The organism is Enterobacter sp. DTU_2021_1002640_1_SI_PRY_ASU_LCPMC_013 (assembly GCF_032389435.1).
GTDB lineage: Bacteria > Pseudomonadota > Gammaproteobacteria > Enterobacterales > Enterobacteriaceae > Enterobacter > Enterobacter hormaechei_C.
Window position 1 is genome coordinate 2,972,589 of record NZ_CP135594.1, and the last position, 14,374, is coordinate 2,986,962.

The 14,374-nt window shown below is 51.9% G+C and carries 11 protein-coding genes and 1 riboswitch; of the genes, 7 read left to right on the plus strand and 4 right to left on the minus strand.

All coding sequences use genetic code 11. The features are described 5' to 3' along the window. Positions 1-8 precede the first annotated feature (8 nt). A riboswitch (TPP riboswitch) is annotated at positions 9-105 on the minus strand. 667 nt (positions 106-772) lie between these two features. The 4 genes from RS584_RS14290 to RS584_RS14305 all read left to right on the plus strand — a co-directional run bounded on the left by RS584_RS14290 (position 773) and on the right by RS584_RS14305 (position 5,825). Continuing rightward, entirely contained in the window at positions 773-2,002 is a 1,230-nt protein-coding gene (locus tag RS584_RS14290) for a YadA-like family protein (protein WP_315748083.1), read from the plus strand. 206 nt (positions 2,003-2,208) lie between these two features. After that, a complete protein-coding gene (locus RS584_RS14295) occupies positions 2,209-2,652 on the plus strand; it encodes a hypothetical protein (RefSeq protein ID WP_315748084.1) in 444 nt (147 codons plus the stop codon). Between the two features lie 311 nt (positions 2,653-2,963). After that, the gene (locus RS584_RS14300) at positions 2,964-4,340 is read left to right on the plus strand and encodes a diaminobutyrate--2-oxoglutarate transaminase (protein WP_015572345.1); all 1,377 of its coding nucleotides are present in this window, start codon (positions 2,964-2,966) and stop codon (positions 4,338-4,340) included. Between the two features lie 18 nt (positions 4,341-4,358). Then, entirely contained in the window at positions 4,359-5,825 is a 1,467-nt protein-coding gene (locus RS584_RS14305) for an aspartate aminotransferase family protein (RefSeq protein ID WP_315748085.1), read from the plus strand. Positions 5,826-5,869: 44 nt separating this feature from the next. Here RS584_RS14305 and RS584_RS14310 read toward each other — a convergent pair whose 3' ends face one another. The 3 genes from RS584_RS14310 to RS584_RS14320 are packed head-to-tail and all read right to left on the minus strand — an operon-like array spanning position 5,870 to position 9,656. Next, the gene (locus tag RS584_RS14310) at positions 5,870-8,068 is read right to left on the minus strand and encodes a polysaccharide biosynthesis tyrosine autokinase (protein WP_315748086.1); all 2,199 of its coding nucleotides are present in this window, start codon (positions 8,066-8,068) and stop codon (positions 5,870-5,872) included. Further along, on the minus strand, positions 8,068-8,517 hold the full coding sequence (locus tag RS584_RS14315; RefSeq protein WP_060459950.1) for a protein tyrosine phosphatase: 450 nt from the start codon (positions 8,515-8,517) through the stop codon (positions 8,068-8,070). The genes RS584_RS14310 and RS584_RS14315 overlap by 1 nt, the downstream gene beginning before the upstream one ends. Continuing rightward, positions 8,517-9,656: a polysaccharide export protein gene (locus RS584_RS14320; protein WP_315748087.1), complete on the minus strand. Its 1,140-nt coding sequence runs from the start codon at positions 9,654-9,656 to the stop codon at positions 8,517-8,519. Before RS584_RS14320 ends, RS584_RS14315 begins: the two co-directional genes overlap by 1 nt. 483 nt (positions 9,657-10,139) lie before the next feature. Between RS584_RS14320 and RS584_RS14325 the strand changes: the two genes are divergently transcribed. Beyond that, positions 10,140-10,472: an RcnB family protein gene (locus RS584_RS14325; protein ID WP_315748088.1), complete on the plus strand. Its 333-nt coding sequence runs from the start codon at positions 10,140-10,142 to the stop codon at positions 10,470-10,472. Further along, positions 10,423-10,902 (plus strand): GNAT family N-acetyltransferase, encoded by a 480-nt coding sequence (locus RS584_RS14330; RefSeq protein ID WP_032103267.1) that lies wholly within the window; start codon positions 10,423-10,425, stop codon positions 10,900-10,902. The genes RS584_RS14325 and RS584_RS14330 overlap by 50 nt, the downstream gene beginning before the upstream one ends. 89 nt (positions 10,903-10,991) lie before the next feature. On the opposite strand, the gene apbC is transcribed toward RS584_RS14330, so the two are convergent. Continuing rightward, positions 10,992-12,101 (minus strand): iron-sulfur cluster carrier protein ApbC, encoded by a 1,110-nt coding sequence (gene apbC / locus RS584_RS14335; RefSeq protein ID WP_017383367.1) that lies wholly within the window; start codon positions 12,099-12,101, stop codon positions 10,992-10,994. A 137-nt stretch (positions 12,102-12,238) separates the two neighbouring features. Here apbC and metG point away from each other — a divergent pair, with 137 nt between their 5' ends. After that, a complete protein-coding gene (metG, locus tag RS584_RS14340) occupies positions 12,239-14,272 on the plus strand; it encodes a methionine--tRNA ligase (RefSeq protein WP_015572338.1) in 2,034 nt (677 codons plus the stop codon). Positions 14,273-14,374: the final 102 nt, after the last annotated feature.

The following is a 14,374-nucleotide window of genomic DNA, read 5'->3' on the forward strand; positions in this document are numbered from 1 at the left end:
TTGATTTATATGAGGATAATCGCCAGGACTACGCTGGCATTATCCAGATCAGGTAATACGGGTATTTCTCAGCCTTCACAAAGAAGGGCACCCCGAGTCAAATCATTTATAAAACAAAAGCTTAAACAATACTTTGTTATTTAGTGTACCCGTGGTTGAGCCTACTGACAACCTTTTCCCTTTATCTCACTGTCTTAGAAAGTACAGACGGGTTCAGGTTACACAAAAAATGAGAAATTCCATTGTTCATTTTCCGGTATTATTTGTACTGAATAAATAACTAACAATGAATTCACATTGCAAACATCTTTATTTAATGTCTACATTGAAAATCTTACGGAAGAATATCTTACCCGTTATTTAAACACACCCACTCGATAATGTTTACTTTCAGCTTTAAAGGTTGTGATTTTCATTTGAAAACCCCCGTGTAAATCATAATTTCCATCACTTAAATAAAACCGTATAAATGTCAAAATAAAATATCATTAAAATCATAAGGTTAAATTAGGACAGTTCGCAAGTATGTAATAACAAATTGATTTCAAAGAAGAAATAACGCAATAACCTTATTTCCCTTCATTCTTACCATTAATAAAAAACATGATTAAAATCAATATTTATTGCCGCGAAATATTTATAGTTTCGCTCCGTTACCAACATAACTATAAAATTCGACACACTTAAACTTACCCATTCAGCTCTGCTTAAACAAACGTTAGCAATATCGATAGCGTATATTTTATCTGCCAAACACTGTGAGTCATTTCAAATGAAACCTGTTAGTAAAACCGTAATTGCTGTCGCTATTATCGGTGCTCTTTTTGCTGGTTCAATGAACGTAGCTAAAGCTGCTTATGTAAATGTAACTCTTAACGATAATGTTACCAATCCAGGTACTTTTATTCAGGTTCAAGGGACTGACAACACCGCATATAACCTTGATAACATCAAGGCTAGCAACACTCAACAAGACGGACAAATCTATAATCTGCAAGGGGATATTGTTAAAGCAAACATTGCTATCAATAATGCGCAAGATACTGCTAACACTGCTGTAAATAAAGCTGATGCTGCTCAAGCTGGTGTTAATGCTAATGCACAATTTAACTCTACTTTGAATCAGAAAGTAGATGATAACAAAGCTGATCAGATTACCACCGACAACAAACAAAATATTTTGATTAATGACATTGAAAACAAAGCAGACACAGCTTTACAAGGTGTTGTTAACAATGGTTCCGATATTAAATCATTGCAAGATGATAGCGCGTTACAAGGTTCTGTATTGATTAACCATGATCAACGGATCACCGCTTTAGAGAACCAAACACCACCTAAAGACGGTGTTAATGGTAAAGATGGTGTTGACGGTAAAGACGGGGCAACGGGTGCTACAGGCGCTGTAGGTGCAACTGGTGCGCAAGGTTTGAAAGGTGATACAGGCGCACAAGGTATAGCTGGGAAAGATGGTGCTCCAGGTGTTAAGGGTGAGAAAGGAGATAAAGGAGATTCCATCAAAGGTGATAAGGGCGACACTGGCGCTAAAGGTGATAAAGGGGATGCAGGTAAAGCTGGCTCTAACGGAATCACAACTACCATCACTAAGAAAGAAGTTGATACTAAAACTATCAATCTGGTTAAGTCACTCAATAACCAAACTACAGCACAAGCTAAAGATCTGAAAGCTACTCAACAAGTGTTCGCACAAGCGCAAGCTAACACTAACTCTCAATTCAAGAGCCTGAAAGATGAAGTTGATAGCAATCAGAAAGAAGCCCGTTCAGGTGCTGCTAGCGCTGTAGCTATCGCCTCTATGCCTCAAGTAGAGAAAGATCAGGCTGTAATGTTCTCTGCTGGTGTAGGTAGCTTTAAAGACGAGCAAGCTGTTAGTGTGGGTGCATCCTTCCACGTTGGTAGCAACACCATCGTTAAAGCTGGCGTAAGCGATTCTACAAATAATGATCTTGCTATGGGCGCAGGTATCGGGATTGGCTTTTAAGTAAAACACGTAACTCGACTACATTCATAATAGAGGGAGCTTTTCAGGGCGACAGTACTTCGCTGATGGAAAGTATGATGATGGCCAATAACATGCTCAAACACATTTTTATTTCAGCTGCCCTGTATCTAATGCTTATTTCGGTCGGCGTCTGGATCGGCATTATGTACGTTTCTTATTATTTGTGTCGTTTTTAAGGTGATAAAATGAAAAAATCAATGATGCTAGTGTTAAGCGCTGCCGTACTTGCTGGGTGTATTTCGCCTGCGCACGCCATAAACGCCCATTATAGCGCTCAATTAGAGCGTTCGGGATGCACGCAAATTAGCGCTGGCGATGGCTCTTGCGATATCAGCAAAACCAAAGCGGAAAACGCGGCACAACACGAACCAACGACATCCGTTCACGATCCCCTGCGTGAAGCCTCGTTCTCGTCGGATACGGTTAACGCCACGCTTTCTAACGGCTTTTTTAGCGCTACCGTTAACGGCAAGAAAGCCAGCGTTAAACGCCTGAATGCGAATTTCTATGAGATCCGTGGTAACGGTTTTGTGATATCGCTAAGCCTGGATGAAAACGGTATTACGGACGCGTCGTGGAATAAAACGAAGGGACGCGAACACGGTATTTTACGCGTTAGCCAGAAATAAACAGCGTAAGGAGGCTCACTGCCTCCTTTTCACCTGACAATCGCACGATTTGTCACACTCTTTTGTCTGATTTTACAATGCGGATAAATCATACGTAAGCTGCTGTTTTTATTTAGCATAAAGTGCGATTTTCCCCATACAAATGGCGATCTTCCCTGCCCTGTGCCCTGTGTCACAAAACAGTAAACAAATTAACCATTGAGCCCGGTGGCAAAAGGCTCTATATTGGCGGCGTTTTTTTCAGGCCCCATCTGTTTTTTAACTTTTTATTCAATCGTTGCTCATAACGAAGCGGCGGTTGTAGGAGTGATATGATGACGGATAAAGTCCGTATTGACACCGTAGATGCCCACAAAAGCAACGAAACCTATCTGGCCCGTCAGGCCGAATTTGAATCTAACGTCAGGAGTTATCCGCGCAAACTGCCTTTAGCGATCACGAAAGCAGAAGGCGTGTGGATCACCGATGCAGATAATAAAGAATACCTTGACTGTTTAGCAGGCGCAGGCACCCTCGCGCTTGGACACAATCATCCTGATGTGCTGAAAAGCATCCAAAATGTCATTACCAGCGGCTTGCCGTTACATACCCTGGATCTGACCACGCCGTTGAAAGACGCGTTTTCAGAATACCTGCTCTCTCTGTTGCCTGGTCAGGGCAAAGAGTACTGCCTGCAATTCACTGGCCCGTCCGGGGCTGACGCCGTTGAAGCGGCGCTGAAGCTGGCGAAAAAAGTGACCGGTCGTAGCGGTATCATCAGTTTCTCTGGTGGTTACCACGGTATGACCCACGGCGCACTGTCCGTCACCGGCAACCTGTCTCCGAAAGAAGCGGTTGACGGTATGATGCCAGAAGTCCAGTTCATGCCTTACCCACACGAGTACCGTTGCCCACTGGGTATCGGTGGTGAGGCGGGCGTGAAGGCGCTGACCTACTACTTCGAAAATCTGATTAACGACGTCGAAAGCGGCGTGCGTAAACCTGCCGCAGTGATCCTCGAAGCCGTTCAGGGTGAAGGTGGCGTGAACCCGGCGCCTGTTGAGTGGTTGCAGCGCATCCGTAAAGTCACTCAGGAACACGGTATCCTGCTGATCCTCGACGAAGTCCAGGCTGGCTTTGCCCGTACCGGTAAATTCTTTGCCTTCGAACACGCAGGCATTGAGCCAGACATCATCGTGATGTCTAAAGCAGTCGGTGGCGGTCTGCCGCTGGCCGTGCTCGGTATCAAAAAGCAGTTCGATGCATGGGCGCCAGGTCACCATACCGGTACTTTCCGCGGCAACCAGCTGGCGATGGCTACCGGTCTGACCACGCTGAAGATCCTGAAAGACCAGAACATCGCGGGCAAAGTAGCTGCACAGGGCGAATGGCTGAAAGGCCAGCTGAAAGAGATGGCGAAACGCTATCCGGTGATCGGCCACGTTCGCGGTCTGGGCATGATGATCGGTATTGAAATCGTTAAGCCACATGAAGCGGCCGACCACATGGGTTGCTTCCCGGGCGATGGCGAGCTGTCTGCACTGATCCAGAAGAAATGCTTCGAAGCGGGTCTGATTCTGGAGCGTGGCGGCCGTAACGGTATCGTTCTGCGTCTGCTGCCTTCTCTGCTGATCAGCGATGACGAGCTGAAAGTCTTCCTGGATAAATTCGAGCAGGCACTGCTTGCTGCGGGCGTTAGCCCGGCGTAACCGGAGTTGTTGAATACGATGTCTGATTCAAACCCAATTTTGTTCTCCTCTGCGCAGAGCATTGAAGCTTACCAGCAGGCGATTGAACAAAGCACTCAGGCTGTGATGCAGTGGCTGAAACAGCCTGAGATGTACCAGGGCAAAACGGTCGCGGAGCTGCGCGACCGTATTAAGCTGGATTTCAACCCGAAAGGGCTGGGCAACGAAGCGGCGATTGAACGCGCCGTGGAGTTCTTCCTGAAAGACAGTTTGTCCGTTCATCACCCGCAGTGCGTGGCGCACCTGCACTGCCCAAGCCTGGTGGTTAGCCAGGCGGCGGAAGTGCTGATCAACGCCACTAACCAGAGTATGGACTCCTGGGATCAAAGCCCGTCCGCAACCATCATTGAGATCAAACTGATCGAGTGGCTGCGTACCCGCGTGGGTTATCAGGCTGGCGACGCAGGCGTCTTCACCAGCGGTGGCACCCAGAGTAACATGATGGGGCTGATGCTGGCGCGTGACGCATTCTTTGCGCGTCAGGGCCACTCGGTTCAGCAGGACGGTCTGACAGGCGATCTGCGTAAGATCCGCGTGCTGTGTTCGGAAAATGCCCACTTCTCCGTGCAGAAAAACATGGCGCTGATGGGTCTGGGCTACCAGTCCGTGGTGCAAGTGAAAACTGACGAATTCTCCCGCATGGATCTCACCGATCTGGCGGCGAAAATCGAACAGTGCAACGCGAACGGCGAGCAGATCCTGGCGATTGTGGCCACGGCCGGTACGACCGATGCGGGTGCTATCGATCCGCTGCGTGCTATTGCTGAGCTGGCTGCGAAACAGAATATCTGGGTGCACGTTGATGCGGCCTGGGGCGGCGCGCTGCTGATGTCTGAGCAGTATCGTCACTACCTGGACGGTATCGAGCTGGTGGATTCCGTCACCCTGGACTTCCACAAGCAGTTCTTCCAGACCATCAGCTGCGGTGCGTTCCTGCTGAAAGAAGCGCGTCACTATGAACTGATGCGCTATCAGGCGGCCTATCTGAACTCTGAGTTCGATGAAGAAGCGGGCGTACCTAACCTGGTCTCCAAATCTCTGCAAACCACGCGCCGTTTCGACGCGCTGAAACTGTGGATGAGCCTGGAAGCGCTGGGTCAGGAGCAATACGCGGCAATCATCGATCACGGTGTGACGCTGGCGCAGCAGGTTGCGGCTTACGTGAAAGAGCAGTCTGCTCTGGAACTGGTGATGCAACCCCAGCTGGCAAGCGTGCTGTTCCGCTTCCGTCCGCAGGCGCAGCTGGATGACGCCGGTATTGCCCTGCTGAACCAGAAAATTGGCGATGCGCTGCTGGAGTCTGGCCGTGCAAACGTCGGTGTGACCGAGCATAACGGTATCACCTGCCTGAAGCTGACCCTGCTGAACCCAACCGTGACGCTGGAGGACGTAAAAATCCTGCTGTCTCTGGTTGAGCGTACCGCGCAGGAAGTGATGGCGAAGTAATACTTATCCCTCTCCCACCCGGGAGAGGGATTGTTTTTCCCGCGCTAACGCCTTTCCCCTTTTTTCCTCGAAGCATAACCGTATTCATACTGGCTGTACCCCGAGCTGTAATACAGCGCTGCGGATTTAACAATATCGTTGAGGATTGTGCCGCTGACCTTCACGCCAACGTGCTGTAACCGTTTAACGGTATTCTCCATCTCTTTCACGCTGGTTTTATCGAAACGGGCAACCATTAGCGTTGTTCCGGCTGCTCTGGCAACCAGCGCGGCATCGGTGACGGCCAGAACCGGCGGTGTATCAATGATGACAATGTCATATTGCTCGTTAACCCAGGACATGACGGAAAGGAATCGTTCGCTTAACAGCAATTCTAACGGGCGCAGGGGTTCCGGGCCGCAGGTGATGACGTCAATTCCCCCTTTTTCAGCATGCTGAATGACCCCCGCTAAGTCGCGTTTCCCTTCGAGCAGGCAGGACAATCCGTGGCGGTTCTCCAGACCAAAAATATTATGAACATAGCCCTGGCGCATATCCGCATCAATAAACAGCACCCGCTGACCGCTCTGCCCGGCGATGGCCGCCAGGTTCGTCGCCACCAGCGTTTTTCCGCAGTCCTGCGTGGGGCCAGAAATCATCACAATGCGGTTCTCAGCCTCCATCATGGTGAAATGCAGACTGGTCCGCAGCCCGCGTACTGCTTCAACAAACATATCAGCAGGGCGATCGACGGGCAGGAAAGGCACATCCGAGGTTTTGTGTTTCCAGCGACGAGAAAACGGATTTTTTCTGCGCAACTGCGTTTTACTCCACAGCCACTGTGAACGTGGCAACGTAGCCAGAACCGGCATCCCCTGCGCTTCCAGCTGTTCGGAAAGCGTGATCCCACGTTTGAACGCCTGACGTACCAGCACGGTCCCCATTGAGAGCATTAGCCCGAACAGCGCGCCAAGAACGATGATTAACGCTTTACGCGGCTTTATTGGGTCCGGCAGCGTAACAGCCTCATCAATGATCCTCACATTCCCGACAGCGCTGGATCGGGAAATATTCAGCTCCTGCTGGCGCGTCAATAGCTGTAAATAAATCGTGCGACCCGACTCAACATCGCGGCTCAGGCGTAAAATCTCCTGCTGCGTGGAGGGCATAGCTGACACACGGTTATTGAGACGCTCCCGTTCCCGCTCAAGGGTCTGTCTCTTTTCATGCAATGCACGATAGGTAGGGTGACTCTTTTTAAAGAGCTGGGAGATCTCTGCCTCCCGGAACGTCAGCTCATTTAGCTGATTCTCAACGTTAACAACCTGATCCAGGACAGATTTTGCCTCCAGAGACAGGTCCACCGAGTCGCGCTGCGCCCGGTAGGCATTCAGCCGCGCTTCTGCCTGATCCAGGTCCGCGCTGATTTTCGGCAACTGCTCCTGTAAAAAATCCAGACTACGAGAATCCTGAGCCTCCTGGCGCGCGATATTTTGCTGGAGATAATTTTCAGCAATTGCATTCAGCACCCGGGCGATGTTGTCAGGATCTTCGCCCGTCAGGGTTAAGGTCACGATACCGCTCTGTTTCTCCGATTCCGCAACCGTGAGACGCTTCTTCAGCGCGTTGATCGTCTCAAGCCGCGTCAACGACTTAAGCGAAAATTGCGTGCCTGGCATCGCCTCAATCGACGTCACCAGCAGAACGATCCCTTGCGTAACCAACGTTTTCCCAACCCGACCATCTGCCTCAATGTTTTCGCCCGTCAGGTGATACTTGCCTGCTCCCTGTACGGTCAGCGTGAGCTCTTGCGCTTTGCCTTCCACCTGCGGGATCTGGAGTTCGCCTAACGTTATGTTGCCCTGCTCACGCCCTTGCAGACGCTGCCAGAGATGCCCCACCACAGGCAAAACGCGCGGCTTAGCCTGCTGCGTCAGACCTAATTTGTCGACGGTCTCGCCGAGGATCATGCGGGATTTCAGCAGTAAAATTTCAGGGGCAACATCCGGCGACACATCGGTGCCCAGCTGGCTCAAACCTTTGAGCAGGTTGTTATCGTGTTTGTTTTCTATTTGCACCATGGCATCCGCCTGATAAACAGGTGGCGTAATCCAGGCATAGAGACCGGCGCACAGGATGGACAGGAACGTCACGCACAGAATCATCGTGCGGTGGTCGATCATCTCGACGAGCAAACGAACGAGATCGACTTCATGTTGTTGGGGTGCCGCTGCACCATAATTGTCTGTTGTGTAAGACGACATTAATGCTTCATTCCTTGCTGACCTAAACGACGTGCCCATTCCTGACTGGCTTTACCCAATAGCCCGAACACATATTCAAACGCTTCCCGGCTTTGACGGTAGGGATCGGGGATCTCCTGCGGCTCCAGCCATTGCCCAAAAAGCAGCGACTTTCCTCGAATCTCCGGCGCCATGGCCGCAATGAAGCGAAGATGTTCCGGCTCCATAACCAGGATAAGATCGGATCCCTGCATCAGATTGCGTGTCAGCCTGCGCGCCACATGGCCGTCGAGGGAAATCCCATGCCGCCAGGCTACGTCCTGGGCGCTGTCATCCGCCGGGCGCCCTTCAAGCCCGAATATGCCCGCCGAGGCGATATATCTGTCGGGCAGGTGCTGGCGTAAAAGCCGCTCCCCAATTGGAGAACGGCAGACATTTCCGGTGCAAACCACGAGTATTGATTTGAACATTATTGCGGCCACGATCTGATGTAACGAACCGTTTCGGTAAGGTCATGCACCCCGCTGATGGTCGGAACAAGCTGTGATATCACGCGATTCCAGCGGGACAGTGGTGCAGTGGTGACATAGACAATGTCATAGGGCTCAAGCTGAAACTCGGTGCCTAACACCATGGCTGACGCGTCCTGAGCATTGAGCTGGTAGAGGTTGGCAATTTTTTCTGAACGCTCGCTTTTCGGCAGCGAACGAATGACAAAAATTCCGGTGGCATCGGCCATATTCTGGTTCAGCCCACCGACATTGCCCAGCGCTTCGGCCAGGGTCATGCCGCTGCGATCCATTTTCAGCGTGCTCTGTTTAACGACCTCGCCCATGACGAACACTTTCAGCGCATCGTTACGGGGGACAAACAGAATATCGCCGGGATAGAGCAGCTTATTTTGCGTGAGATCGCCATGCTGCATCAGCGCATACAGCGAGAGGCGCGTGTCCTTCCCATTATGCGTCAGCACGACATTGCGCCAGTCTGCGTCGGCAGAGAGCCCCCCAGCGGCGTTCACGGCATCCATGACCGTTAACGGAATATTGGTAATAGCCTGCTGCCCCGACTTCACCACCTCGCCCGTCACATAGGCTTTTTGTGAGCGAAAAGAGGCGACGCTGACGTCCACCTGCGGGCTTTCAATAACATTGTTCAGCCGGGCCGTGATCTCCTCGCGTACCCGTGCGACCGTTTTGCCAGCCACCTGCAATTTACCGACATAGGGATAGAAAAGCGTGCCGTCGGCATTGACCCAGTTACCGGTGTCACTGGCGCTACGATACTGCCCTGCCGGGGTTGTCAGTTCAGGGTGATCCCAGACGGTGACGGTCAGAATATCCCCAACGCCGATACGGTATTCCCAGTTTTTGACCTGTTCATCCAGATTAGGATTTGCCTGAGATTTCAAAACCGATGGCCGCAATTTTTCAATTAACGAAGGCGTAAGAGGATAAACATCAATCCGTTTCTCCAGACGATCATTTGCATCTTCTGCGGCAATTATCTTTTTCCCAGCGAGATCGAGATGCTGGCCAGGGGAAAATACGCAGCCAGATAATGGGGTAATAATTAAAAATAATATCGATACAACTGTTGTGTTTTTCATTTATTACATAATATCTTTTATAGTAGTGATTATCGTACACAGGATAAAACTGTTACACTTTACTCAAGCACAAGCTGCTGTTATTCAATGAATTAACAGAACCACAAAGAGTATTTATAAAACCACACGACATTCCTTTGGACAGACTTTTACAGCCCTGCATTGTCTTAATCAGGCATTCGGAAAGAGGGTTTCAGGCAATCTTAAATGTTCTATTTGTTGAATGCATGCCTGAATCTTAGTAAATTTGCCTGGAAAATGTTTTTTCAGAATTAATTAATAAACCAATAATTATGTTATCTGTATAAGCTCATATTTATTCGTCGAAGTAATAATTAATGACGGTTGCGACTACACAAAACCGTGCACTTTTGTTACATTTTTTGCAAACTCACCCTGTGAGGATACTTAAAATGAACTGTCTGCCATCCGTTTGCGGATCTGCACACAAAAAGTATCAGTAACGATATGACTGGAGAAAAAATGGCTAAGCGTAAATTGTTGCTTCTGGGTGTATTACTGTCACTGGTGGGGGCCGCGCACGCTGCACCGCAAGCATCGACAGCGCCTTCCGGCATCAAGGCCTATGAAGAACAAGAGTTTATTGCCGATTTTACGAAGTTTAAAATCGGCGACACCGCGCCCGCGCAGTATCAGACGCCTGAGTACACCATCAAACAGTACCAGCTGCGTAACCTTCCTGCGCCCGATGCCGGCACACACTGGACCTACATGGGTGAGAATTATGTTCTGATTGGCGATGCCGATGGCAAAATCTACAAAGCCTATAACGGAGATATTTTCTATCACCGCTGATACGATCCTAATCCGTCCGTGGCAGGAGAGCGATCGCCCTTTCCTGCGCACGCTCTTCCTTCACGCCCGACGTGAAGCCTGGCCGTGGCTGGACAGTTCTGCGTGGCAGCTTGAAGATTTTGACGCGGCAACCCTGGACGAAGGGATTTGGGTGGCGGAGCAGGATGGGCACCGACTTGGCTTTGCCTCAGTCTGGACGAACGATAATTTTCTGCACAACCTGTTTGTCGATCCGAACTATCAGAGCCTGGGCGTCGGACATGTGTTGCTTGAACACGTGCAGAAGACGTTTACCAGCACGGGTTCACTCAAGTGTCTGGTGAAGAATGAGCGGGCGGTTGCGTTTTACCAGCGCCACGGCTGGCACATTGAGGCGACGGGAGATTCTCCGGACGGAGAGTATTATTTGATGCACTATCGGCTTGGGTAAAGTCAGGTGGCGCTACGCTTACCTGACCTACAAAATCGAGCCAGGCCGGGTAAGGCGAAGCCGCCACCCGGCACTAACGCGCAGAGGCGTTACACCGCGCGGAAGGCGATTTCACCCGGAATGACTTCGCCCTGCCAGTAAAGCTGCGCCGCAACGCGCCCCGCCAGCTGACGATAGATTTCCGTGAATTCGCTATCCGGACGGCTGACCACCGTTGGCTTACCGCTATCCAGATCTTCACGCAGTGTGATATGCAGCGGCAGTTGCCCCAGCAGTTGCGTGTGGTATTGCGCCGCCAGCTTTTCGGCGCCACCGGTACCAAAGATAGGCTCATGGTGCCCGCAGTTGCTGCAAATATGCATGCTCATGTTCTCAACGATACCCAGTACCGGCACCTCCACCTTCTCGAACATGACGATGCCTTTTTTAGCGTCGATCAGCGCGATATCCTGCGGTGTGGTGACCACGACGGCGCCGGTAACCGGAATGTTCTGCGCCAGCGTCAGCTGGATATCACCGGTGCCCGGCGGCATGTCCAGTACCAGATAATCGAGGTCAGGCCACATTGTCTCCTGCAACATTTGCAGCAGCGCCTTGCTGGCCATCGGGCCACGCCAGACCATTGCGTTATCGTCCGTGACCAGGTAACCAATGGAGTTGGTCGCCAGACCGTGCGCCACGATTGGCGCCATGTGGGTGCCGTCCGGCGAAGTTGGACGCTGGTTTTCCGCCCCCAGCATGTTTGGAATGGATGGGCCGTAGATATCCGCATCCAGAATGCCGACTTTCGCCCCTTCTGCCGCCAGCGCAAGCGCCAGGTTCACGGCGGTTGACGATTTACCCACCCCGCCCTTGCCTGAACTGACGGCGATGATGTTCTTCACGCCGTTAACGCCCGGCTGGTTTTTCACGCGTTTCAGCGTGGCAATGCTGTGGCTTAGCTTCCAGTCAATTGCTTTTGCGCCGGTAATGCGCAGCAGCTCAGAGCTGGTTTGCTCTTTCAGGGCATCAAAGGCGCTGGTCCAGACGAACGGCATCTGTAGCTCAATGTGCAGCGTATCGTCCAGCCATGCGACGTGATGAAGCGCTTTCAGCGTCGTGAGATTGTGCTTCAGGGTTGGATGCTGAAAATTAGCCAGCGTCCCGGCGACCATTGCTCGTAAGGCTTCCGGTGATTTGGCCTGGGATTGAGAACTCATCCCGACTCCTTTGTTCTTGTGAATAAGACCTTAGACAAACAAGTTTACCTGAAAGGCCGCGGTTTGTGCTTACTTAATAATGCCCCTTTTGGTAATATCGAAAACCCTTTTCACAGTTAAAAGAAGTAATGCCTACTATGACTCAAGTCGCGAAAAAAATTCTGGTAACGTGCGCCCTGCCGTACGCCAACGGCTCAATCCACCTCGGCCACATGCTGGAGCATATCCAGGCTGATGTCTGGGTCCGTTACCAGCGAATGCGCGGCCACGAGGTGAACTTCATCTGTGCGGACGATGCCCACGGCACGCCGATCATGCTGAAAGCGCAGCAGCTGGGCATTTCCCCGGAACAGATGATCGCCGAAATGAGTCAGGAGCATCAGACCGATTTTGCTGGCTTTGACATCAGCTATGACAACTATCACTCCACGCACAGCGACGAAAACCGCGAGCTGTCAGAGCTGATCTACACCCGTCTGAAAGAGAACGGTTTCATTAAAAACCGCACCATCTCTCAGCTGTACGATCCGGAAAAAGGCATGTTCCTGCCGGACCGTTTCGTCAAAGGCACCTGTCCGAAATGTAAATCCCCGGACCAGTACGGCGATAACTGCGAAGTGTGCGGCGCAACCTACAGCCCGACCGAGCTTATCGAACCGAAGTCCGTGGTCTCCGGCGCGACGCCGGTGATGCGTGACTCCGAGCACTTCTTCTTCGACCTGCCGTCGTTCAGCGAAATGCTGAAGGCGTGGACCCGCAGCGGTGCGTTGCAGGAGCAGGTGGCGAACAAAATGCAGGAGTGGTTCGAATCCGGTCTGCAACAGTGGGATATCTCCCGCGATGCGCCATACTTTGGCTTCGAAATCCCGAACGCGCCGGGCAAATATTTTTACGTCTGGCTGGATGCGCCGATTGGCTACATGGGGTCGTTCAAGAATCTGTGTGACAAGCGCGGCGACACCGTCAGCTTCGACGAATACTGGAAGAAAGATTCCGATGCCGAGCTGTATCACTTCATCGGTAAAGACATCGTTTACTTCCATAGCCTGTTCTGGCCAGCAATGCTGGAAGGCAGCAACTTCCGCAAGCCGACCAACCTGTTCGTACATGGCTACGTAACGGTGAACGGCGCGAAGATGTCTAAATCTCGCGGGACGTTTATTAAGGCCAGCACCTGGCTGAACCACTTTGACGCGGACAGCCTGCGCTACTACTACACCGCGAAGCTCTCTTCCCGCATCGACGATATCGACCTGAATCTGGAAGATTTCGTGCAGCGCGTGAACGCGGACATCGTCAACAAGGTGGTGAACCTGGCGTCCCGTAACGCAGGTTTTATCGCCAAACGCTTTGACGGCGTGCTTTCTGCCGAACTGGCCGATCCTGAGCTGTATAAAACCTTCACCGACGCCGCCGCTGCGGTTGGCGAAGCCTGGGAAAGCCGTGAATTCGGTAAAGCCATTCGCGAAATCATGGCGCTGGCAGACGTGGCCAACCGCTATGTCGACGAGCAGGCGCCGTGGGTGGTGGCGAAACAGGAAGGCCGCGACGCCGACTTGCAGGCGATCTGCACCATGGGTCTGAACATGTTCCGCGTGCTGATGACCTGGCTGAAGCCGGTTCTGCCGCAGCTGGCAGCCCGCGCGGAAGCATTCCTGAACACCGAACTGACCTGGGATGCCATCCAGCAGCCGCTGCTCGGCCACAAGGTGAACACCTTCAAGGCGCTGTATAACCGCATCGAGATGAAGCAGGTTGACGCGTTGGTGGAAGCATCCAAAGAAGAGGTGAAAGCGGCTGCCGCACCGGTGACCGGCCCGCTGGCGGACGATCCGATTCAGGAGACCATCACCTTTGATGATTTCGCCAAAGTCGACCTGCGCGTGGCGCTGATCGAAAACGCGGAGTTCGTGGAGGGTTCTGACAAACTGCTGCGTCTGACCCTGGATCTGGGCGGCGAGAAGCGTAACGTCTTCTCCGGCATCCGTTCTGCGTATCCGGACCCGCAGGTGCTGATTGGTCGTCAGACCGTGATGGTCGCCAACCTGGCACCGCGCAAAATGCGCTTCGGCATCTCTGAGGGGATGGTGATGGCCGCAGGCCCGGGCGGGAAAGATATCTTCCTGTTAAGCCCTGACGAAGGCGCGAAGCCGGGTCAGCAGGTGAAATAACAAAAAAGCCGGAGAGTGTCTCCGGCTTTTTTTTGCCCGGCGGCGCTGCGCTTGCACGGGCCTACGGGTTTTGTAGGCCGGGTAAGGCGAAGCCGCCACCCG